General features: G+C 52.6%; 16 protein-coding genes. 14 read left to right on the forward strand and 2 right to left on the reverse strand.

The annotated features are described in order from the left end of the window. Positions 1 to 36: 36 nt before the first annotated feature. Positions 37 to 738, reverse strand: coding sequence for a DNA mismatch repair endonuclease MutH (gene mutH / locus AACU94_RS01950; RefSeq protein ID WP_130221488.1), 702 nt, complete (start codon positions 736 to 738; stop codon positions 37 to 39). 185 nt (positions 739 to 923) lie between these two features. On the opposite strand from mutH, the gene AACU94_RS01955 reads away from it, so the two are divergent. The 13 genes from AACU94_RS01955 (at position 924) to recD (ending at position 19,766) form a co-directional block, all read left to right on the forward strand. Beyond that, complete coding sequence (locus AACU94_RS01955) at positions 924 to 1,070, forward strand: hypothetical protein (RefSeq protein WP_276319965.1); 147 nt, start codon at positions 924 to 926, stop codon at positions 1,068 to 1,070. Between the two features lie 352 nt (positions 1,071 to 1,422). Beyond that, positions 1,423 to 1,953 carry an RNA pyrophosphohydrolase gene (gene rppH / locus AACU94_RS01960; RefSeq protein WP_130207736.1) on the forward strand — a complete coding sequence of 177 codons (531 nt, stop codon included), beginning with the start codon at positions 1,423 to 1,425 and terminating at the stop codon, positions 1,951 to 1,953. A gap of 12 nt (positions 1,954 to 1,965) precedes the next feature. Continuing rightward, complete coding sequence (gene ptsP / locus AACU94_RS01965) at positions 1,966 to 4,212, forward strand: phosphoenolpyruvate--protein phosphotransferase (protein WP_135488836.1); 2,247 nt, start codon at positions 1,966 to 1,968, stop codon at positions 4,210 to 4,212. A 150-nt stretch (positions 4,213 to 4,362) separates the two neighbouring features. After that, positions 4,363 to 5,238: a prolipoprotein diacylglyceryl transferase gene (gene lgt / locus AACU94_RS01970; protein ID WP_032239304.1), complete on the forward strand. Its 876-nt coding sequence runs from the start codon at positions 4,363 to 4,365 to the stop codon at positions 5,236 to 5,238. Positions 5,239 to 5,244: 6 nt separating this feature from the next. After that, a complete protein-coding gene (gene thyA, locus AACU94_RS01975; protein WP_000816232.1) occupies positions 5,245 to 6,039 on the forward strand; it encodes a thymidylate synthase in 795 nt (264 codons plus the stop codon). 184 nt (positions 6,040 to 6,223) lie between these two features. After that, a complete protein-coding gene (locus AACU94_RS01980) occupies positions 6,224 to 6,694 on the forward strand; it encodes a prepilin peptidase-dependent protein (RefSeq protein ID WP_130217877.1) in 471 nt (156 codons plus the stop codon). Continuing rightward, positions 6,685 to 7,248 (forward strand): prepilin peptidase-dependent protein, encoded by a 564-nt coding sequence (locus AACU94_RS01985; protein ID WP_135488837.1) that lies wholly within the window; start codon positions 6,685 to 6,687, stop codon positions 7,246 to 7,248. The genes AACU94_RS01980 and AACU94_RS01985 overlap by 10 nt, the downstream gene beginning before the upstream one ends. Then, on the forward strand, positions 7,245 to 7,652 hold the full coding sequence (locus tag AACU94_RS01990; protein ID WP_135488838.1) for a DUF2509 family protein: 408 nt from the start codon (positions 7,245 to 7,247) through the stop codon (positions 7,650 to 7,652). Before AACU94_RS01985 ends, AACU94_RS01990 begins: the two co-directional genes overlap by 4 nt. Beyond that, the gene (locus tag AACU94_RS01995; protein WP_130207726.1) at positions 7,637 to 7,960 is read left to right on the forward strand and encodes a prepilin-type N-terminal cleavage/methylation domain-containing protein; all 324 of its coding nucleotides are present in this window, start codon (positions 7,637 to 7,639) and stop codon (positions 7,958 to 7,960) included. The genes AACU94_RS01990 and AACU94_RS01995 overlap by 16 nt, the downstream gene beginning before the upstream one ends. A 12-nt stretch (positions 7,961 to 7,972) precedes the next feature. Then, positions 7,973 to 11,341, forward strand: a complete 3,369-nt coding sequence (gene recC / locus AACU94_RS02000; protein WP_135488839.1) for an exodeoxyribonuclease V subunit gamma — start codon at positions 7,973 to 7,975, stop codon at positions 11,339 to 11,341. Between the two features lie 175 nt (positions 11,342 to 11,516). Beyond that, positions 11,517 to 14,405: a pitrilysin gene (ptrA, locus tag AACU94_RS02005; RefSeq protein ID WP_135488840.1), complete on the forward strand. Its 2,889-nt coding sequence runs from the start codon at positions 11,517 to 11,519 to the stop codon at positions 14,403 to 14,405. Continuing rightward, positions 14,398 to 17,940 (forward strand): exodeoxyribonuclease V subunit beta, encoded by a 3,543-nt coding sequence (gene recB / locus AACU94_RS02010; RefSeq protein ID WP_135488841.1) that lies wholly within the window; start codon positions 14,398 to 14,400, stop codon positions 17,938 to 17,940. The genes ptrA and recB overlap by 8 nt, the downstream gene beginning before the upstream one ends. Continuing rightward, on the forward strand, positions 17,940 to 19,766 hold the full coding sequence (gene recD, locus AACU94_RS02015) for an exodeoxyribonuclease V subunit alpha (protein WP_135488842.1): 1,827 nt from the start codon (positions 17,940 to 17,942) through the stop codon (positions 19,764 to 19,766). The genes recB and recD overlap by 1 nt, the downstream gene beginning before the upstream one ends. A 233-nt stretch (positions 19,767 to 19,999) precedes the next feature. Here recD and argA read toward each other — a convergent pair whose 3' ends face one another. Next, positions 20,000 to 21,331, reverse strand: coding sequence for an amino-acid N-acetyltransferase (argA, locus tag AACU94_RS02020; protein ID WP_135488843.1), 1,332 nt, complete (start codon positions 21,329 to 21,331; stop codon positions 20,000 to 20,002). A gap of 231 nt (positions 21,332 to 21,562) precedes the next feature. Here argA and amiC point away from each other — a divergent pair, with 231 nt between their 5' ends. Continuing rightward, complete coding sequence (amiC, locus tag AACU94_RS02025; RefSeq protein ID WP_044189882.1) at positions 21,563 to 22,816, forward strand: N-acetylmuramoyl-L-alanine amidase AmiC; 1,254 nt, start codon at positions 21,563 to 21,565, stop codon at positions 22,814 to 22,816. The last annotated feature ends 35 nt before the right edge of the window (positions 22,817 to 22,851 follow it).

Raw genomic sequence — 22,851 nt, forward strand, 5'->3', positions numbered from 1 at the left:
AATGAAGCGGTAATTATATGCCCGGAATGCGGCAGGTCAAAGCGATGGGTGCTGGATCAAAAAATGACGAGCCAATAGTGCACTGGTGAAATTCTTCTTTAAATAAAAGCCGCGTGGCAGTGTCAGAATCGGTTCACCCTGGGAACCAATGGCTTCGGTGAGCGCTTTCGCATTCGCCGCTTTAGGTCTTATCTGTAAATATTCCCCGTGACGAGCGGTAATTCTTTCAACCTGACCAAGAACAATCATATCCATTAATTCTTCCCAGTCTTCGCGTAACTGCCGTTCCTCTTCGTCATTTGGACTCCACAGTAATGGCGACCCTACGCGCCGCTGCGCCAGAGGAATACTGCGCTCGCCTTCTACAGGTATCCACAGCACGCGTTTTAACTTGTGACGTACATGGCTGGTTTCCCAGGTGACGCCGCTATTGCCGGTTAAAGGCGCCACGCAAACGAAAGTGGTTTCCAGAGGACGGCCAAGGCTATCCACAGGAATCGTTTTTAGCTCTACGCCCAGGGCCGCAAAATCTTGTTCAGGTTTACTGCCTGCGCTTGCGCCAAGCCAAATTTCCAGCAACACGCCTATCCAGCCTTTATCGCGCTTTAAATTCTCCGGTGCAACCAGCCCGGCAAGTGCCGCCAGCTCACCCAATGTGTAACCGGAAAGTTGCTGTGCTTGCGCAAATAACTGCGCTTCAGTTTCTGGTGGAGAGAGCAATGGGCGAGGCTGGAGCATGGTGTTATACCTTGATTAAAAATTGAGCAGCAATTTTATACCGGATATGCCAAGTGTAACTTTTTCCACGCGTGTTATTCAATTGCATGATTTATATTGCTTTTTAGGCTTCAGATAACCACGTTGCGCAACGTATGGGGAGGTTTTCCAAATCTGGTCACTGAAAATAAACAGGATCTTACACCATGTTATCCACAGAAAGCTGGGATAACTGTGAAAAACCCTCACTACTGTTTCCATTTACAGCCTTGACGTGCGACGAAACTCCAATTTTTAGTGATGCGGTGCTTAACTTATTGGCACATTCTGTGGATAAATACGACATTGGTTGATCTTTCACCACCTCGTATACAGCGAGTGTGATACAGGTCACGATTTTACCTGTTTGGTAGCGATTTAAGCACCTAGTTCATTGATTAGTAATTATTATTTTGTAATGCCTGAATCAGGGGTGTTCAGAATGCTCTGGGTTTTCCCGTAGTAATTCCGTAGTTCTTCACAACTCTATCCACAGAAAAGGTGAATAAAAACGGTGATGTTCCCCCTCTGCTGTTTATAACTCTGCACTTAACTGTGAGTTATTCAATTGTTATTAGTGTGTAATGCCTTGCAGAGAGTGGTTTACCGCCTTCCAGGAGTATGAAACAATCATTCGCATATAAAGTTTTATTTTGAGGTAGTCCGGTGATTGATGACGATGGCTACCGCCCAAACGTAGGTATCGTGATTTGTAATCGTCAGGGGCAAGTAATGTGGGCCCGTCGATTTGGTCAGCACTCCTGGCAATTTCCGCAAGGCGGAATTAACCCCGGAGAATCCGCAGAACAGGCGATGTACCGTGAATTGTTTGAAGAAGTAGGATTAAGCCGTAAAGACGTTCGAATCCTTGCTTCAACGCGTAACTGGTTGCGCTACAAATTACCAAAACGTTTGGTGCGTTGGGACACGAAGCCGGTGTGTATCGGCCAAAAACAAAAATGGTTTCTCTTGCAGCTGGTGAGCGGCGATGCGGAAATCAATATGCAAACCAGCAGTACACCAGAGTTTGACGGCTGGCGTTGGGTAAGTTACTGGTATCCGGTCAGACAGGTGGTGTCATTTAAACGTGATGTCTACCGCAGGGTAATGAAAGAGTTTGCGAGTGTTGTGATGGCGCTACAGGACAATACGCCTAAACCACAAAACGCATCTACTTATCGACGTAAAAGAGGTTAAGTCACGCCAATTATGCTCACTCGCCTGCGCGAAATAGTCGAAAAGGTAGCCAGTGCTCCCCGCCTTAACGAGGCGTTGAATATTCTGGTTACCGACATCTGTCTTGCGATGGATACCGAAGTCTGTTCGGTCTACCTGGCCGATCACGACCGACGTTGTTACTACCTGATGGCGACTCGGGGGCTGAAAAAACCGCGAGGTCGCACCGTAACGCTCGCGTTTGATGAAGGGATCGTCGGCCTGGTTGGCAGGCTGGCGGAACCGATAAACCTTGCGGATGCGCAAAAACACCCCAGCTTCAAATATGTCCCCTCCGTAAAAGAAGAGCGTTTCCGTGCTTTCTTAGGCGTTCCGATTATTCAGCGTCGCCAATTGCTTGGCGTGCTGGTGGTGCAGCAACGAGAGCTACGCCAGTACGATGAAAGCGAAGAATCCTTTCTGGTGACGCTCGCCACCCAGATGGCGGCCATTCTTTCCCAGTCGCAGTTGACTGCCTTATTCGGACAATATCGCCAGACGCGAATCCGCGCATTACCGGCTGCACCCGGCGTGGCTATTGCCGAAGGTTGGCAGGATGCTACTTTACCCTTAATGGAACAGGTGTATCAGGCATCAACGCTGGATCCAGCGCTGGAACGTGAGCGCCTGACCGGAGCGCTGGAAGAGGCAGCTAACGAATTTCGTCGTTACAGCAAACGCTTTGCTGCCGGGGCGCAGAAAGAAACGGCGGCCATTTTCGATCTTTACTCGCACCTGCTTTCCGACACCCGTTTGCGTCGCGAACTGTTTGCCGAGGTGGATAAAGGCTCGGTCGCAGAGTGGGCTGTGAAAACGGTCATTGAAAAATTTGCTGAACAGTTTGCCGCGCTAAGTGATAACTATCTCAAAGAGCGCGCTGGCGATTTACGCGCGCTGGGCCAGCGGTTGCTGTTTCACCTTGATGATGCAAATCAGGGGTCGAACGCCTGGCCGGAACGTTTCATTCTGGTGGCAGATGAATTGTCGGCGACGACCCTTGCGGAGTTGCCCCAGGATCGCTTAGTCGGCGTCGTCGTACGCGATGGTGCGGCCAACTCCCATGCGGCGATTATGGTGCGCGCGCTGGGTATTCCTACCGTGATGGGGGCGGACATTCAACCTTCAGTGCTGCATCATCGGACGCTGATTGTTGATGGTTATCGCGGGGAATTACTGGTCGACCCGGAACCGGTGCTGCTACAAGAATACCAACGGCTAATTAGCGAAGAAAATGAGCTAAGCCGACTGGCGGAAGATGACGTCAATTTACCCGCACAGTTAAAAAGCGGTGAGCGCATTAAAGTCATGCTCAATGCGGGTTTAAGCCCGGAACATGAAGAAAAACTGGGCAGCCGTATTGATGGCATCGGCCTTTATCGCACTGAAATTCCTTTCATGTTGCAAAGCGGTTTCCCGTCGGAAGAAGAGCAGGTGGCGCAATATCAGGGCATGTTGCAAATGTTCAATGATAAGCCTGTCACGCTGCGCACGCTGGATGTTGGTGCTGATAAGCAACTGCCTTACATGCCTATCAGCGAAGAGAATCCATGTCTGGGTTGGCGTGGGATCCGCATTACGCTCGATCAGCCGGAGATCTTTTTGATCCAGGTGCGGGCGATGCTGCGTGCTAATGCAGCAACGGGCAACCTGAACATCTTATTGCCGATGGTCACAAGCCTCGATGAAGTTGACGAAGCACGCCGCCTGATTGAACGTGCCGGACGTGAAGTCGAGGAGATGATCGGCTATGCGATCCCCAAACCGCGTATCGGTATCATGCTGGAAGTGCCATCGATGGTGTTTATGCTGCCGCATCTGGCAAACCGGGTCGATTTTATCTCTGTTGGCACCAACGATCTGACTCAATACATCCTGGCTGTTGATCGTAACAACACGCGAGTTGCGAACATTTATGACAGCTTGCATCCTGCGATGTTACGTGCGCTGGCAATGATCGCCCGGGAAGCGGAAACGCAAGGAATAGATCTCCGTTTGTGTGGCGAAATGGCGGGAGATCCTATGTGCGTAGCAATCCTCATTGGGCTTGGGTATCGCCATCTGTCTATGAACGGGCGTTCTGTTGCGCGCGTAAAATATTTGCTGCGGCGCATTGATTTTGCCGAAGCAGAAAACCTTGCGCAGCGCAGCCTGGAAGCACAACTGGCGACTGAAGTTCGTCATCAGGTTGCGGCATTTATGGAGCGTCGCGGCATGGGTGGGCTGATTCGCGGGGGGCTATAGCGCGGATCGTATACATATCTTTTAACGGTATCCGGCAACCAGCCTGGTCCCCTTGTGCTATTATTCGCACCTTTGGAGCGCCTGGAACCTGCGGCGCGCATTTCAATCGCTGTTCTCTTTCAGCGAAATAACAAGAACTTGTGGTGACAGATGACCAGTAGCTATCTGCATTTTCCGGAATTCGATCCGGTCATTTTCTCAATAGGACCCGTTGCGCTTCACTGGTACGGCCTGATGTATCTGGTAGGTTTCATTTTTGCGATGTGGCTGGCAACACGTCGTGCGAACCGTCCGGGGAGCGGCTGGACCAAAAATGAAGTTGAAAACTTACTCTATGCGGGTTTCCTTGGCGTTTTCCTTGGCGGACGTATTGGGTATGTTCTGTTCTACAACTTCCCGCAGTTTATGGCCGATCCGCTGTATCTGTTCCGTGTCTGGGACGGCGGCATGTCCTTCCACGGCGGCCTGATTGGTGTGATTGTGGTGATGATTATCTTCGCCCGCCGCACCAAACGTTCCTTCTTCCAGGTCTCTGATTTTATCGCACCGCTTATTCCGTTTGGTCTTGGCGCCGGGCGTCTGGGCAACTTTATTAACGGTGAATTGTGGGGCCGCGTTGACCCGAACTTCCCGTTTGCCATGCTGTTCCCGGGTTCCCGTACCGAAGATATTCTGTTGCTGCAAAACAATCCGCAGTGGCAGTCCATTTTTGATACTTACGGCGTGCTGCCTCGCCACCCGTCACAGTTGTACGAACTGCTGCTGGAAGGTGTGGTGCTGTTTATTATCCTCAACCTGTATATTCGTAAACCGCGCCCGATGGGGGCCGTGTCTGGTTTGTTCCTGATTGGCTACGGCGCGTTTCGCATCATTGTTGAGTTTTTCCGCCAGCCCGACGCGCAGTTTACCGGTGCCTGGGTGCAGTACATCAGCATGGGGCAAATTCTTTCCATCCCGATGATCGTCGCGGGTGTGATCATGATGGTCTGGGCATATCGTCGCAGCCCACAGCAACACGTTTCCTGAGGAACCATGAAACAGTATTTAGAACTGATGCAAAAAGTGCTCGACGAAGGCACACAGAAAAACGACCGTACTGGAACCGGAACGCTTTCCATTTTTGGTCATCAGATGCGTTTTAACCTGCAGGATGGATTCCCGCTGGTGACAACCAAACGTTGCCACCTGCGTTCCATCATCCACGAACTACTGTGGTTCCTGCAGGGCGATACTAACATTGCTTATCTGCACGAAAACAATGTCACCATCTGGGACGAATGGGCTGATGAAAACGGTGACCTCGGCCCGGTATATGGCAAACAGTGGCGCGCCTGGCCAACGCCGGATGGACGTCATATTGACCAGATAACCACAGTGCTGAACCAGTTGAAAAACGACCCGGATTCCCGCCGCATTATTGTTTCGGCGTGGAACGTGGGGGAACTGGATAAAATGGCACTGGCTCCATGCCATGCCTTCTTCCAGTTCTATGTCGCAGACGGCAAACTCTCTTGCCAGCTTTATCAACGCTCCTGTGACGTCTTCCTGGGGCTGCCGTTTAACATCGCCAGCTATGCGTTACTGGTGCATATGATGGCGCAGCAGTGCGATCTTGAAGTGGGTGATTTTGTCTGGACCGGTGGCGACACGCACCTGTACAGCAACCATATGGATCAAACCCATCTGCAATTAAGCCGTGAACCGCGTCCGCTGCCGAAGCTGATTATTAAACGTAAACCCGAATCCATCTTCGACTACCGTTTCGAAGACTTTGAGATTGAAGGCTACGATCCGCATCCGGGCATTAAGGCACCGGTGGCTATCTAATAACGAAACATCCTGCCAGAGCCGACGCCAGTGTGCGTCGGTTTTTTTTATCCTCTGTTAAATTCTTCGAGACGCCTTCCCGAAATTTTGCAACGCCCTGCAACAGGGTAAATAGTCCGGAAGACGTGCCGAAGAAATAGAAACTGGCACTCGTCTTTTTTTCTCCGCGCCGCATACTGCCGGCATGAAAACACAACGTGGTTATACGCTGATTGAAACGCTGGTCGCGATGCTGATTTTGGTCATGCTAAGTGCAAGTGGTCTCTATGGCTGGCAGTACTGGCAGCAGTCGCAACGGTTATGGCAAACCGCCAGCCAGGCGCGAGACTATTTGCTCTATTTACGTGAGGATGCCAACTGGCATAACCGCGACCACAGTATCGGTGTCATCAGGGAGGGAACGTCATGGTGTCTTGCGAGTGCCGCCGCTGGGGCGAATACCTGTCATGGCAGTTCACCGCTGGTCTTTGTGCCTCGCTGGCCCGAAGTCGAAATGAGCGACCTGACACCTTCGCTCACTTTCTTTGGCCTACGCAATACTGCATGGGCCGGACATATTCGCTTCAAAAATTCAGCGGGCGAGTGGTGGTTGGTGGTTTCTCCGTGGGGAAGGCTCCGGCTTTGTCAGCAAGGAGAAACAGAAGGATGCCTGTAAAAGAGCAAGGTTTTTCTCTGCTGGAAGTGCTGATTGCTATGGCAATCAGTAGCGTACTGCTGCTGGGAGCTGCGCGATTTCTGCCCGCATTACAGCGTGAAAGTTTGATTACTACTCGCAAGCTGGCGCTGGAAGATGAAATCTGGCTGCGGGTATTTACAGTCGCGAAGCATCTCCAGAGAGCAGGTTATTGTCATGGAACCTGCTCTGGTGAAGGGCTGAAAATTGTTGGGCAGGGTGACTGTATCATTGTGCAGTGGGATGCGAACAGTAACGGCATTTGGGAGCGTGAGCCGGGAAAAGAATCCGACCAGATTGGATTTCGTCTGAAAGAACATGTGCTGGAAACGCTACGCGGTGCGACATCTTGTGAAGGTAAGGGCTGGGATAAAGTCACTAATCCGGATGCCATCATTATCGATACTTTTCAGGTCATGCGTCAGGATGTCAGCGGTTTCTCGCCGACGTTGACGGTTAATATGCGCGGCGCCAGTAAGGCTGAACCACAAACCGTGGTGGATGCCAGCTATAGCGTAACAGGATTCAACCTATGAACCGTGAACGGGGAGTTTCATCGCTGGCACTGGTTCTGATGCTGCTGGTTTTGGGCAGCTTGCTGTTACAAGGAATGAGTCAGCAGGATCGTAGTTTTGCCTCTCGCGTGACAATGGAAAGCCAGTCATTGCGCCGACAGGCCATTGTGCAGTCGGCGCTTGAGTGGGGGAAAATGCATGCCTGGCAGGTACAGCAAGCTGTTCAGTGTTCGCAATACGCCGCAACGGGTGCTCAAGCTTGCCTGCGAAGACTTGCGGATAATAAAGCCTTGCTAATAGCCGGTTATGAAGACGTTTCATTATGGCGAATGGGGGAAGTCATCGATGGGAATATCGTATTTTCGCCACATGGCTGGAGTGATTTTTGTCCGCTGAAAGAGGAGGCGTTATGTCAGCTTCCCTGAAGAATCAGCAAGGTTTTAGCCTGCCGGAGGTGATGTTGGCGATGGTACTGATGGTGATGATTGTCACTGCGTTATCTGGTTACCAGCGAACATTAAGCACCAGTCTTGCCAGCAGAAACCAGTACCAGCAGCTCTGGCGGCACGCCTGGCAGCAAGCACAACTGCGCGCGATTTCGCCACCTGCAAACTGGCAGGTCAACCGAATGCAGACATCGCAGGCGGGATGTGTCAGCATCAGCGTTACGCTATTTTCACCCGGGGGCAGAGAAGGCGAGATGACCCGCCTGCATTGCCCGAATCGTCAGTAGTCAGGAGCCGCTATGTTAAGGGTCTACCATTCCAATCGTCTGGACGTACTGGAAGCGTTGATGGAGTTTATTGTCGAACGCGAACGGCTGGACGATCCTTTCGAGCCAGAAATGATTCTGGTGCAAAGTACCGGTATGGCGCAGTGGCTGCAAATGACTCTGTCGCAGAAATTCGGCATTGCGGCAAACATTGATTTTCCGCTGCCTGCGAGCTTTATCTGGGATATGTTTGTCCGTGTATTACCGGAGATCCCCAAAGAGAGCGCCTTTAACAAGCGGAGTATGAGCTGGAAACTGATGACTCTGCTGCCGCAACTGCTGGATCGCGAAGATTTTACACTATTGCGTCATTACCTGACTGACGATAGCGACAAGCGAAAACTGTTTCAGCTTTCCTCAAAAGCGGCGGACCTGTTTGACCAATATCTGGTCTATCGCCCGGACTGGCTGGCGCAGTGGGAAGCCGGGCATCTGGTTGAAGGGCTGGGAGAAGCGCAGGTCTGGCAAGCTCCGTTGTGGAAGGCGCTGGTGGAATATACCCATGAACTCGGGCAACCGCGCTGGCACCGTGCCAATCTCTATCAACGCTTTATCGAAACACTGGAGTCTGCGACGACCTGCCCACCCGGCTTACCTTCGCGCGTCTTTATATGCGGTATTTCTGCGTTACCGCCTGTTTATCTCCAGGCGCTACAGGCGCTGGGTAAACATATTGAAATCCATCTCCTGTTTACCAACCCTTGCCGTTATTACTGGGGCGATATTAAAGATCCTGCTTATCTGGCGAAACTGCTGACCCGCCAGCGTCGACACAGTTTTGAAGATCGCAAATTGCCGCTATTTCGCGATAGCGAAAATGCCGGACAGCTCTTTAACAGTGACGGTGAACAGGATGTCGGCAACCCGCTACTGGCCTCCTGGGGCAAGTTGGGGCGCGACTATATCTATCTCCTTTCCGATCTGGAGAACAGTCAGGAGCTGGACGCCTTTGTCGATGTCACGCCAGACAATCTGCTGCATAACATACAGTCCGACATTCTGGAACTGGAAAACCGCGCCGTTGCGGGCGTGAACCTCGAAGAGTTTTCCCGTAGCGACAACAAACGCCCGCTTGACCCGCAGGATAGCAGTATCACCTTCCACGTTTGCCATAGCCCGCAGCGTGAAGTTGAAGTTTTGCACGATCGCCTGCTGGCGATGCTGGAGGAAGATCCGACACTTACTCCGCGCGATATCATCGTGATGGTGGCCGACATCGACAGCTACAGTCCGTTTATTCAGGCCGTGTTTGGCAGTGCGCCAGCGGATCGGTATCTGCCTTACGCCATTTCCGACCGTCGGGCGCGGCAGTCGCATCCCGTGCTGGAAGCGTTTATCAGCCTGTTATCGTTGCCGGACAGCCGCTTTGTATCGGAGGATGTGCTGGCATTACTGGATGTGCCGGTGCTGGCGGCGCGGTTTGACATTACCGAAGAAGGGCTGCGTTACTTGCGCCAGTGGGTCAACGAATCCGGCATTCGTTGGGGCATAGATGACGATAACGTTCGTGAGCTGGAACTCCCCGCTACCGGACAACACACCTGGCGATTTGGCCTGACGCGTATGTTACTAGGCTACGCGATGGAAAGTGCTCAGGGGGAATGGCAATCGGTTCTACCTTATGATGAATCGAGCGGCTTAATTGCAGAACTGGTAGGACACCTGGCGTCACTGCTAATGCAGCTAAACATCTGGCGTCGCGGGCTGGCGCAGGAGCGCCCGCTTGAAGAGTGGCTGCCGGTTTGCCGCGATATGCTCAATGCCTTCTTCCTGCCGGATGCGGAAACCGAAGCGGCGATGACGCTTATTGAGCAACAATGGCAGGCGATTATTGCTGAAGGTTTAGGTGCGCAGTATGGCGACGCAGTGCCACTATCGTTGTTGCGTGATGAACTGGCACAACGCCTGGATCAAGAACGTATCAGCCAGCGTTTTCTCGCAGGCCCGGTCAACATTTGTACTCTGATGCCGATGCGTTCAATTCCGTTCAAAGTGGTTTGCCTGCTGGGGATGAACGACGGAGTTTACCCACGCCAGCTTGCGCCATTGGGCTTTGACCTGATGAGCCAGAAACCGAAGCGCGGTGACCGTAGCCGTCGTGATGACGACCGCTATCTGTTCCTGGAAGCGTTAATTTCCGCGCAACAAAAACTCTATATCAGCTATATCGGCCGCTCTATTCAGGATAACAGCGAACGATTCCCGTCAGTTCTGGTGCAGGAACTGATCGACTATATCGGGCAAAGCCATTATCTACCGGGCGATGAAGCGCTTAACTGTGATGAAAGCGAGGCAAGGGTAAAAGCGCATCTTACTTGCCACCATACCCGGATGCCGTTTGACCCGCAAAACTACCAGACCGGTAACTTACAAAGCTATGCGCGCGAGTGGCTACCCGCGGCCAGCCAGGCAGGTAAGGCACATTCTGAATTTGTTCAGCCGCTACCGTTTACCTTGCCGGAAACTGTGCCGCTGGAGACGCTACAACGATTCTGGGCGCATCCGGTGCGGGCGTTTTTCCAGATGCGTTTGCAGGTGAACTTCCGTACCGAAGACAGCGAAATTCCCGACACCGAACCTTTTATTCTTGAAGGGCTTAGTCGTTATCAAATCAACCAGCAGTTATTAAATGCACTGGTTGAGCAGGATGATGCCGAACGCTTGTTCCGCCGATTCCGGGCGGCAGGTGATTTGCCGTATGGTGCCTTTGGTGAAATTTTCTGGGAAACGCAGTGTCAGGAGATGCAGCAACTTGCCGACAGAGTCATTGCCTGTCGTCAGCCGGGCCAGAGCATGGAAATTGATCTCGCCTGCAACGGCGTGCAAATAACGGGCTGGTTGCCGCAGGTCCAGTCGGATGGCCTGTTGCGCTGGCGTCCCTCTTTGTTAAGTGTGGCGCAGGGAATGCAACTTTGGCTGGAACACCTTGTCTACTGTGCCAGCGGTGGTAATGGTGAAAGTCGCCTTTTTCTACGCAAAGACGGCGAGTGGCGTTTTCCGCCGCTTGCAGCCGAACAGGCTTTACATTACCTCTCACAGCTGATTGAAGGGTATCGTGAAGGTATGTCCGCGCCATTGCTGGTATTACCTGAAAGCGGCGGTGCATGGTTAAAAACCTGTTATGACGCAGAAAACGATGCCATGCTGGACGACGAATCCACGTTGCAAAAAGCTCGTTCGAAATTCCTTCAGGCTTACGAAGGCAACATGATGGTGCGTGGCGAAGGTGATGATATCTGGTATCAACGGCTATGGCGGCAATTAACGCCAGAGACAATGGAAGCCATCGTTAAACAGTCGCAACGTTTCCTGTTACCGCTGTTTCGCTTTAATCAGTCATGAGTGCTGTATAAAAATTGCGCAATTCATTAGCTTACTTTATGATGCGCACCAGTCACGGACTGATGGATATATAGACATAGGCTGACTCGTTCAGCACAAGATTAAATTCTGGCAGATGATTTACGTTAACGTGTTGAATCTGGTTGGAAAATAAAGTTGATAATGAGGTCCGTGAATGCCCCGCAGCACCTGGTTCAAAGCATTATTGTTGTTTGTCGCCCTCTGGGCACCCTTAAGTCAGGCAGAAACGGGATGGCAGCCGATTCAGGAAACCATCCGTAAAAGTGATAAAGATAACCGCCAGTATCAGGCTGTGCGTCTGGATAACGGTATGGTGGTATTGCTGGTTTCAGATCCGCAGGCGGTTAAATCGCTTTCGGCGCTGGTGGTGCCCGTTGGGTCGCTGGAAGATCCTGAGGCTTATCAGGGGCTGGCGCATTACCTTGAACACATGAGTTTGATGGGGTCGAAAAAATACCCTCAAGCTGATAGCCTGGCCGAATATCTCAAAATGCATGGCGGCAGTCACAATGCCAGCACTGCGCCGTATCGCACGGCTTTCTATCTGGAAGTTGAGAACGACGCCTTGCCTGGTGCGGTAGACCGCCTGGCCGATGCTATTGCTGAACCCTTGCTCGACAAGAAATATGCCGAACGTGAGCGTAATGCGGTGAACGCTGAATTAACCATGGCGCGTACGCGTGACGGGATGCGCATGGCACAGGTCAGCGCAGAAACCATTAACCCGGCACACCCCGGTTCAAAGTTTTCTGGTGGTAACCTCGAAACTTTAAGCGATAAACCTGGTAATCCGGTGCAGCAGGCGCTGAAAGATTTCCACGAGAAGTACTATTCCGCCAATCTGATGAAGGCGGTTATTTACAGTAATAAACCGTTGCCGGAGTTGGCAAAAATGGCGGCGGACACTTTTGGTCGCGTGCCGAACAAAGAGAGCAAAAAACCGGAAATCACCGTGCCGGTAGTCACCGACGCGCAAAAGGGCATTATCATTCATTACGTCCCGGCGCTGCCGCGTAAAGTTCTGCGCGTTGAGTTTCGCATCGATAACAACTCAGAGAAGTTCCGTAGTAAAACGGATGAATTGATTACCTATCTGATTGGTAATCGCAGCCCTGGTACACTTTCTGACTGGCTGCAAAAACAGGGATTGGTTGAGGGCATTAGCGCCAACTCCGATCCTATCGTCAACGGCAACAGCGGCGTTTTAGCGATCTCAGCCTCTTTAACCGATAAAGGCCTGGCTAATCGCGATCAGGTTGTGGCGGCAATTTTTAGCTATCTCAATCTGTTACGTGAAAAAGGCATTGATAAACAATACTTCGATGAACTGGCGAATGTGCTGGATATCGACTTCCGTTATCCGTCGATCACCCGTGATATGGATTACGTCGAATGGCTGGCAGATACCATGATTCGCGTTCCTGTTGAGCATACGCTGGACGCGGTAAATATTGCCGATCGGTATGATGCTAAAGCGGTAAAAGAACGTCTGGCGATGATGACGCCACAGAATGCGCGTATCTGGTATATCAGCCCGAAAGAGCCGCACAATAAAACGGCTTATTTTGTCGATGCGCCGTATCAGGTCGATAAAATCAGCGAACAAACTTTCGCTGACTGGCAGCAAAAAGCCGCCAATATTGCGCTCTCCTTACCGGAGCTTAACCCCTATATTCCTGACGATTTCTCGCTAATTAAGTCAGAGAAGAAATATGACCACCCAGAGCTGATTGTGGATGAATCGAACCTGCGTGTGGTGTATGCGCCGAGCCGTTATTTTGCCAGCGAGCCAAAAGCCGATGTCAGCCTGATTTTGCGTAATCCGAAAGCCATGGATAGCGCCCGCAATCAGGTGATGTTTGCGCTCAATGATTATCTCGCAGGGCTGGCGCTTGATCAGTTAAGCAACCAGGCGTCGGTTGGCGGCATTAGTTTTTCCACCAACGCTAACAACGGCCTTATGGTTAATGCCAATGGTTACACCCAGCGTCTGCCGCAACTGTTCCAGGCATTGCTCGAGGGGTACTTTAGCTATACTGCTACGGAAGATCAGCTTGAGCAGGCAAAATCCTGGTATAACCAGATGATGGATTCCGCAGAAAAGGGCAAAGCGTTTGAGCAGGCGATTATGCCCGCGCAGATGCTCTCGCAAGTGCCGTACTTCTCGCGAGATGAACGGCGCAAAATTTTGCCTTCCATCACTTTGAAAGAGGTGCTGGCCTATCGCGACGCCTTAAAATCAGGGGCTCGACCAGAGTTTATGGTTATTGGCAACATGACCGAAGCCCAGGCAACAACGCTGGCGCGCAATGTGCAAAAACAGTTGGGCGCTGATGGCTCAGAGTGGTGTCGCAACAAAGATGTACTGGTCGATAAAAAACAATCCGTCATCTTTGAAAAAGCCGGTAACAGCACCGACTCTGCGCTGGCAGCGGTATTTGTACCGACTGGCTACGATGAATACACCAGTTCAGCGTATAGTTCTCTGCTGGGGCAGATAGTACAGCCGTGGTTCTACAACCAGTTGCGCACCGAAGAACAGTTGGGCTATGCCGTGTTTGCATTCCCAATGAGCGTGGGGCGTCAGTGGGGCATGGGCTTCCTTTTGCAAAGCAATGATAAACAGCCTTCATTCTTGTGGGAGCGTTACAAGGCGTTTTTCCCAACCGCAGAGGCAAAATTGCGGGCGATGAAGCCAGAAGAGTTTGCGCAAATCCAGCAGGCGGTAATTACCCAGATGCTGCAGGCACCGCAAACGCTCGGCGAAGAAGCATCGAAGTTAAGTAAAGATTTCGATCGCGGCAATATGCGCTTCGATTCGCGTGATAAAATCGTGGCCCAGATTAAACTGCTGACGCCGCAAAAACTGGCCGATTTCTTCCATCAGGCGGTAGTCGAGCCGCAAGGCATGGCTATCCTGTCGCAGATTTCCGGCAGCCAGAATGGGAAAGCAGAATATGTACACCCTGAAGGCTGGAAAGTGTGGGAGAACGTCAGCGCGTTGCAGCAAACAATGCCCCTGATGAGTGAAAAGAATGAGTGATGTCGCCGAGACTCTAGATCCTTTGCGCTTGCCCTTACAGGGCGAGCGCCTGATTGAAGCCTCTGCTGGCACAGGCAAAACCTTTACGATTGCGGCGCTCTATTTGCGCCTGTTACTTGGACTAGGCGGTTCTGCCGCCTTTCCCCGCCCGCTGACCGTTGAAGAACTGCTGGTGGTGACCTTTACCGAGGCTGCCACGGCAGAATTGCGCGGTCGTATCCGTAGCAATATCCACGAGCTGCGCATCGCCTGTCTGCGTGAAACCACCGACAATCCACTGTACAAACGCCTGCTGGAAGAGATCGACGATAAAGCACAGGCCGCGCAGTGGTTGCTGTTAGCCGAGCGGCAGATGGATGAAGCGGCAGTCTTTACCATTCACGGTTTTTGCCAGCGTATGCTCAACCTGAATGCCTTTGAATCCGGCATGTTGTTTGAGCAGCAACTGATTGAAGATGAATCGCTACTGCGCTACCAGGCCTGCGCCGATTTCTGGCGTCGCCATTGCTACCCGTTACCGCGTGAAATTGCTCAGGTCGTCTTTGAAACCTGGAAAGGGCCGCAGGCGTTACTGCGCGATATTAATCGTTATCTGCAAGGCGAAGCGCCGGTTATCAAAGCACCGCCGCCCGATGATGAAACGCTGGCTTCCCGCCACGCGCAAATTGTGGCGCGTATTGATACGGTAAAACAGCAGTGGCGCGACGCAGTGGGTGAACTGGATGCGCTGATCGAATCTTCTGGCATTGATCGACGCAAGTTTAACCGTAGCAATCAGGCTAAATGGATAGACAAGATCAGTGCCTGGGCAGAAGAAGAGACAAACAGTTATCAGTTGCCAGAGTCGCTGGAAAAATTCTCTCAGCGTTTCTTAGAAGATCGCACGAAAGCCGGGGGGGAAACCCCGCGACATCCGCTGTTTGAGGCGATCGATCAACTGCTTGCAGAACCATTGTCGATCCGCGATCTGGTGATCACCCGCGCATTGGCTGAGATCCGCGAAACGGTAGCGCGTGAAAAACGTCGCCGTGGCGAACTGGGTTTTGACGACATGTTAAGTCGGCTCGATTCCGCGCTGCGTAGCGAAAGCGGTGAGGCTCTGGCGACAGCGATCCGTACGCGATTCCCGGTGGCAATGATCGACGAATTTCAGGACACGGACCCGCAGCAGTACCGGATTTTTCGCCGTATCTGGCACCATCAGCCGGAAACCGCATTGCTGCTGATTGGTGATCCGAAACAGGCCATTTATGCGTTCCGTGGTGCGGATATCTTCACGTATATGAAGGCGCGTAGCGAAGTTCACGCGCACTACACCTTAGATACCAACTGGCGTTCCGCACCAGGAATGGTGAACAGCGTAAACAAGCTTTTCAGCCAGACTGATGACGCATTCATGTTTCGCGAAATACCGTTTATTCCTGTGAAATCTGCCGGGAAAAATCAGGCACTGCGTTTTGTATTTAAAGGTGAAACGCAGCCAGCGATGAAAATGTGGTTGATGGAAGGCGAAAGCTGCGGCGTTGGCGATTATCAAAGTACGATGGCGCAGGTATGTGCCGCGCAAATACGCGACTGGTTACAGGCCGGGCAGCGCGGGGAAGCGTTGCTGATGAACGGCGATGATGCACGTCCGGTGCGTGCCTCGGACATCAGTGTGCTGGTGCGCAGCCGCCAGGAGGCCGCCCAGGTGCGCGATGCCTTAACGTTGCTGGAAATCCCTTCCGTTTACCTTTCGAACCGCGACAGTGTTTTTGAAACTCTGGAAGCGCAGGAAATGCTTTGGTTGTTGCAGGCGGTGATGACGCCCGAACGTGAGAACACCCTGCGTAGTGCGCTGGCAACGTCAATGATGGGGCTGAACGCGCTGGATATCGAAACGCTGAACAATGACGAAAATGCGTGGGACGCGGTAGTCGAAGAGTTCGATGGTTATCGGCAAATCTGGCGCAAACGCGGCGTCATGCCAATGCTGCGAGCGCTGATGTCGGCGCGCAACATTGCAGAAAACCTGCTGGCAACGGCCGGTGGCGAGCGGCGTCTTACTGACATCTTGCATATCAGCGAACTGCTACAAGAAGCGGGAACGCAGCTGGAAAGTGAACATGCTTTGGTGCGTTGGTTATCACAACATATCCTTGAGCCAGACAGTAATGCCTCCAGCCAACAAATGCGCCTCGAAAGCGACAAACATTTGGTGCAGATCGTCACGATCCACAAATCGAAAGGGCTGGAATATCCGCTGGTCTGGCTGCCGTTTATCACCAATTTCCGTGTACAGGATCAGGCGTTCTATCACGATCGAGGCTCGTTTGAAGCAGTTCTGGATCTTAACGCTGCGCCAGAAAGCGTAGATCTTGCTGAAGCCGAACGTCTGGCTGAAGATCTGCGTTTGCTTTACGTGGCGCTCACGCGTTCGGTCTGGCATTGCAGTCTCGGTGTTGCGCCGCTGGTGCGCCGCCGTGGCGATAAAAAAGGTGACACCGACGTTCATCAAAGTGCGCTCGGGCGTTTGCTGCAAAAAGGAGAACCGCAAGATGCGGCAGGGCTTCGCACCTGTATTGAAGCGTTATGCGATGATGATATTGCCTGGCAAACGGCACAAACTGGTGATAACCAGCCCTGGCAGGTTAATGATGCTTTAACTGCAGAACTGAATGCGAAGACGCTACAACGATTGCCCGGCGATAACTGGCGTGTCACCAGCTACTCCGGTTTGCAGCAGCGTGGTCACGGTATCGCTCAGGATCTGATGCCACGGCTGGATGTTGATGCCGCAGGCGTGGTCAGCGTCGTTGAAGAACCGACGTTAACACCGCATCAGTTCCCGCGCGGTGCGTCACCGGGGACGTTCTTGCACAGTTTGTTTGAAGACCTGGATTTTACCCAGCCGGTTGACCCTAACTGGGTGCGGGAAAAACTGGAGCTTGGCGGTTTTGAAGCGCACTGGGAACCTGTGTTAACTGAGTGGATCACCGCTATTCTTCAGGCGCCGCTCAATGAAACCGGCGTAAGCCTGAGTCAACTTTCCGCCCGCGATAAACAGGTGGAGATGGAGTTTTACCTGCCGATTAGTGAACCGCTCATCGCCAGCCAGCTTGATGCACTAATTCGCCAGTTTGATCCGCTATCCGCTGGCTGCCCGCCGCTGGAGTTCATGCAGGTACGCGGCATGTTAAAAGGCTTTATCGACCTGGTATTCCGCCACGAAGGGCGTTATTACCTGCTCGACTATAAATCCAACTGGCTGGGTGAAGACAGTTCGGCTTACACCCAACAGGCTATGGCAGCAGCGATGCAGGCACACCGCTATGATCTGCAATATCAGCTTTATACCCTGGCGCTGCATCGTTATCTGCGCCATCGCATTGCTGATTACGACTATGATCGTCACTTTGGCGGCGTTATCTATCTGTTCCTGCGTGGCGTTGATAAAGAACATCCGCAACAAGGGATTTACACAACCCGACCCAACGCCGGGTTGATTGACCTGATGGATGAGATGTTTGCCGGTATGACCCTGGAGGAGGCGTAATGAAATTGCAAAAGCAATTACTGGAAGCTGTGGAGCACAAACAGCTACGCCCGCTGGATGTGCAATTTGCCCTGACCGTGGCGGGAGATGAACATCCTGCCGTCACCCTCGCGGCAGCCCTGTTAAGCCACGACGCCGGGGAAGGGCATGTCTGTTTACCGCTCTCACGACTGGAAAATAACGAGGCGTCGCATCCGCTGTTGGCGACCTGTGTCAGTGAAATCGGTGAGCTACAAAATTGGGAAGAATGCTTGCTGGCTTCACAAGCGGTCAGCCGGGGAGATGAACCAACGCCGATGATCCTTTGTGGCGATCGCCTTTATCTGAATCGCATGTGGTGTAACGAGCGTACGGTGGCGCGCTTCTTCAATGAGGTGAATCATGCCATCGAGGTGGATGAAGCGTTGCTGGCGCAAACGCTGGATAAACTCTTTCCGCCTGGTGATGAAATTAACTGGCAAAAAGTGGCGGCAGCAGTGGCGCTGACGCGGCGCATTTCGGTAATTTCCGGCGGCCCCGGCACAGGTAAAACGACGACCGTGGCGAAGTTGTTGGCTGCGTTAATTCAGATGGCCGACGGTGAACGCTGTCGTATCCGTCTGGCTGCACCAACGGGTAAAGCTGCCGCGCGCTTAACCGAATCTCTCGGCAAGGCTCTGCGCCAGTTACCGCTGACCGATGAACAAAAGAAACGCATACCGGAAGACGCCAGCACCTTGCACCGCCTCCTGGGCGCGCAGCCAGGTAGCCAGCGCTTACGCCATCATGCGGGTAACCCGCTGCATCTTGATGTGCTGGTGGTGGATGAAGCGTCAATGATCGATCTACCGATGATGTCTCGGCTGATCGACGCCTTGCCCGATCATGCGCGAGTGATCTTCCTCGGCGATCGCGATCAACTGGCCTCCGTTGAGGCTGGAGCTGTGCTGGGCGATATCTGCGCTTATGCCAATGCGGGCTTTACCGCAGAGCGTGCCGGGCAGTTGAGCCGCCTGACGGGAAGCCACGTTCCGGCGGGAAGCGGCACAGAAGCGGCATCATTGCGCGATAGTCTCTGCCTGCTGCAAAAGAGTTACCGTTTCGGCAGCAACTCTGGCATTGGTCAGCTTGCGGCGGCTATTAATCGTGGCGATAAGACGGCAGTGAAAACCGTTTTTCAGCAGGATTTTACTGATATCGAAAAACGGCTTTTACAGAGCGGCGAAGATTATATTGCGATGCTTGAGGAAGCTCTTGCGGGTTACGGACGCTATCTGGATCTGCTGCAATCGCGTGCCGAGCCGGATTTAATCATTCAGGCGTTCAATGAGTACCAGCTTTTGTGCGCCCTGCGGGAAGGGCCGTTTGGCGTGGCTGGACTGAATGAGCGAATTGAACAGTTTATGCAACAGAAGCGCAAAATTCATCGTCATCCGCACTCGCGCTGGTACGAAGGCCGGCCGGTGATGATTGCCCGTAATGACAGTGCGCTTGGGTTGTTTAATGGTGATATCGGTGTCGCTCTGGATCGCGGGCAGGGGACACGCGTCTGGTTTGCAATGCCGGATGGCAATATCAAGTCGGTGCAACCGAGTCGCCTGCCGGAGCACGAAACTACGTGGGCGATGACAGTACATAAATCGCAGGGATCGGAGTTCGACCATGCGGCGTTGATTTTACCGAGCCAACGCACGCCGGTAGTAACACGAGAGCTGGTTTACACCGCGGTGACCCGCGCGCGTCGGCGTTTGTCATTGTATGCCGATGAACGCATTTTAAGTGCGGCAATCGCCACGCGCACCGAGCGGCGTAGCGGGCTGGCAGCGTTGTTTGGTTCGCAGGGATAAATGTGATTGCCTGATGCGACGCATGTGCGTCTTATCATGCCTGACAAGTGTTACGCATGTCGCATCTGGCGATTTCCATCGCTTACCCTAAATCCGCCATCAACACTTTGATTTTCCGTCGGATAAGGCGTTCACGCCGCATCCGACGATGAGTGCCGGTGCCTGATGCGACGCATGCGCGTCTTATCATGCCTACGAGTGTTACGCATATCGCATCCGGCGATTTCCATCGCTTACCCTAAGTCCGCCATCAACACCTTTGATTTACGCTGGTAGTTGTACAACTGCTTTTTGCTCTCCGGCAGCAAATCAATATCCACCGGGGTAAATCCACGTTCCTGGAACCAGTGAATACTGCGCGTAGTCAGTACAAACAATTTGCTTAAGCCGCTTTGCTTCGCCTGGGCTGCAATGCGTTCCAGCAAAACTTCGCCCCTTGATGAACTGCGGTAATCCGGATGTACAGCCACGCATGCCATTTCACCTATCTTCTCTTCCGGGAATGGATAGAGCGCGGCGCAGGCAATAGTCGTGTTATCGCGCTGAATAATGGTGAATTTGTCGATTTCCATCTCCAGTTGCTCGCGAGAACGACGCACCAGAATACCTTGCTGCTCCAGCGGGCGAATCAACTCCAGAATACCGCCAATATCGTTGATTGTTGCGCGACGAATCTGCTCGGCGCTTTCCATCACAATCTGCGTACCGATACCGTCGCGTGAGAACAACTCTTGCAACAGCGCGCCATCTTCCTGATAACTGATTAAATGACAGCGACGCACGCCGCTGCGGCAGGCTTTCACTGCGCCACGCAAAAAGCGCACCGTACCGGAGTTGTAATCGCCTTTCTCTTCCAGGGCTTCTACCCGCGCTTGCGCCTCGTTAGGGAAAAGTTCGGAGACAATATCACCGTCGTCATTAGTGACGCCCTGTGAAGAGCAAAAACCAATCATCTTCTCAGCTTTCAATTTGATGGCCAGTTGAGTGGCAATCTCTTCCGAGGTCAGGTTAAAGCTCTCGCCAGTGACCGAAACCGCCACCGGCCCCATCAGCACAATCGCACCGCTGTCCAGTTGGCGATGGATCGCGTCTTCATCAATCCGCCGGATGCGCCCGCTATGGCAATAATCCACACCATCATCCACGCCCAGCGGCTGGGCAATAATAAAATTGCCGCTGACGACGTTGATATGCGCGCCCTGCAACGGCGTGTTGTTGAGGCTCATTGACAGGCGAGCGGTTATATCCAGTTGTAACGTACCCGCAGCCTGCTTCACCAGCTCCAGCGTTTTGGCGTCGGTCACGCGCGTATTCTTGTGATATAGCGGCTCGTGGTGATGTGCTGCCAGATTTGCGTCGATCTGCGGACGTGCGCCATAAACCACCACCAGACGGATGCCGAGGCTGTGCAACAACCCAATATCATTGACAATACTGGAGAAATTTTCATGCTCAATGGCTTCTCCGCCGAGCATGATGACAAACGTTTTTCCCCGGTGGGTATTGATATAGGGAACCGAATGGCGGAATCCCTCGACCAGCTCGGTTTTACGTTCCTTTACCACGGCACACCTCTTTGCATGATTATTCGAAATTATTGTATTTTTATTCTGTTTTTTAGCCGTGTGCAAGTGCAAATTTTATGCGAGTGCGACTTTTTTATCAGTAATACCGTGAATATAAATAGAATGTTTACCGTTTTATAGATGACAGATTATGCGTCTTTCGCTAAAGTTTCCGGTCAAATTGGTCGTTTACTTGTTACACAGCTTAGATTTCTTTTGCTCGGGAGAGGCATGTCAGGATCCAACACTGCAATCAGCCGTCGTCGTTTACTGCAAGGCGCGGGCGCCATGTGGCTATTGAGCGTAAGCCAGGTGAGTCTGGCTGCGGTCAGCCAGGTCGTGGCGGTGCGCGTCTGGCCTGCGTCCAGCTACACCCGCGTGACGGTAGAATCAAATCGTCAGCTGAAATATAAGCAGTTCGCGTTGAGTAATCCTGAACGCGTGGTGGTGGATATCGAAGATGTAAACCTGAACTCGGTGCTCAAGGGGATGGCTGCGCAAATCCGCGCTGACGACCCGTTCATCAAGTCGGCACGCGTCGGCCAATTTGATCCGCAAACCGTGCGGATGGTTTTTGAGTTAAAGCAAAATGTAAAACCGCAGATGTTTGCCCTCGCGCCGGTCGCCGGGTTTAAAGAACGTCTGGTGATGGACCTTTATCCGGCCAATGCTCAGGACATGCAAGACCCATTGCTGGCATTGCTGGAGGATTACAACAAAGGCGACCTCGAAAAGCAGGTGCCGCCTGCGCAGAGTGGCCCACAGCCAGGCAAGGCCGGGCGCGATCGTCCGATTGTCATTATGCTCGACCCTGGCCACGGCGGCGAAGACTCCGGCGCGGTGGGGAAATACAAAACGCGCGAAAAAGACGTGGTATTGCAAATAGCTCGCCGTCTGCGCTCTCTGATCGAGAAAGAGGGCAATATGAAGGTTTACATGACGCGTAATGAAGATATCTTCATTCCGTTGCAAGTGCGCGTAGCAAAAGCACAGAAACAGCGTGCTGACTTGTTTGTCTCTATTCATGCCGACGCCTTTACCAGTCGCCAGCCGAGCGGTTCCTCGGTGTTTGCGCTCTCTACCAAAGGCGCAACCAGTACTGCGGCAAAATATCTGGCGCAAACCCAGAACGCCTCGGACTTGATTGGTGGCGTGAGCAAAAGCGGCGACCGCTATGTCGACCACACCATGTTCGATATGGTGCAGTCGTTGACCATTGCCGACAGCCTGAAGTTTGGTAAGGCCGTGCTAAATAAGCTGGGGAAAATCAACAAACTGCATAAGAATCAGGTTGAGCAGGCCGGGTTTGCTGTGCTGAAAGCGCCCGATATTCCCTCCATTCTGGTCGAAACGGCGTTTATCAGTAACGTTGAGGAAGAGCGCAAATTGAAAACGGCGACTTTCCAGCAGGAAGTTGCGGAGTCTATTCTTGCGGGAATTAAAGCGTATTTTGCCGATGGGGCGACGCTGGCGAGAAGGGGATGATAAAAAGGCGCTGAATGGCGCTTTTTTTATGGGAG

This window comes from Escherichia sp. E4702, assembly GCF_963883545.1.
Lineage (GTDB): Bacteria > Pseudomonadota > Gammaproteobacteria > Enterobacterales > Enterobacteriaceae > Escherichia.

Excerpts from the sequence above, each read along its gene's own strand:
- mutH (WP_130221488.1), bottom strand. The coding sequence starts at position 738 with ATGCTCCAGCCTCGCCCATTGCTCTCTCCACCAGAAACTGAAGCGCAG.
- AACU94_RS01955 (WP_276319965.1), top strand. The coding sequence starts at position 924 with ATGTTATCCACAGAAAGCTGGGATAACTGTGAAAAACCCTCACTACTG.
- ptsP (WP_135488836.1), top strand. The coding sequence starts at position 1,966 with ATGCTCACTCGCCTGCGCGAAATAGTCGAAAAGGTAGCCAGTGCTCCC.
- lgt (WP_032239304.1), top strand. The coding sequence starts at position 4,363 with ATGACCAGTAGCTATCTGCATTTTCCGGAATTCGATCCGGTCATTTTC.
- thyA (WP_000816232.1), top strand. The coding sequence starts at position 5,245 with ATGAAACAGTATTTAGAACTGATGCAAAAAGTGCTCGACGAAGGCACA.
- AACU94_RS01980 (WP_130217877.1), top strand. The coding sequence starts at position 6,224 with ATGAAAACACAACGTGGTTATACGCTGATTGAAACGCTGGTCGCGATG.
- AACU94_RS01985 (WP_135488837.1), top strand. The coding sequence starts at position 6,685 with ATGCCTGTAAAAGAGCAAGGTTTTTCTCTGCTGGAAGTGCTGATTGCT.
- AACU94_RS01990 (WP_135488838.1), top strand. The coding sequence starts at position 7,245 with ATGAACCGTGAACGGGGAGTTTCATCGCTGGCACTGGTTCTGATGCTG.
- AACU94_RS01995 (WP_130207726.1), top strand. The coding sequence starts at position 7,637 with ATGTCAGCTTCCCTGAAGAATCAGCAAGGTTTTAGCCTGCCGGAGGTG.
- recC (WP_135488839.1), top strand. The coding sequence starts at position 7,973 with ATGTTAAGGGTCTACCATTCCAATCGTCTGGACGTACTGGAAGCGTTG.
- ptrA (WP_135488840.1), top strand. The coding sequence starts at position 11,517 with ATGCCCCGCAGCACCTGGTTCAAAGCATTATTGTTGTTTGTCGCCCTC.
- recB (WP_135488841.1), top strand. The coding sequence starts at position 14,398 with ATGAGTGATGTCGCCGAGACTCTAGATCCTTTGCGCTTGCCCTTACAG.
- recD (WP_135488842.1), top strand. The coding sequence starts at position 17,940 with ATGAAATTGCAAAAGCAATTACTGGAAGCTGTGGAGCACAAACAGCTA.
- amiC (WP_044189882.1), top strand. The coding sequence starts at position 21,563 with ATGTCAGGATCCAACACTGCAATCAGCCGTCGTCGTTTACTGCAAGGC.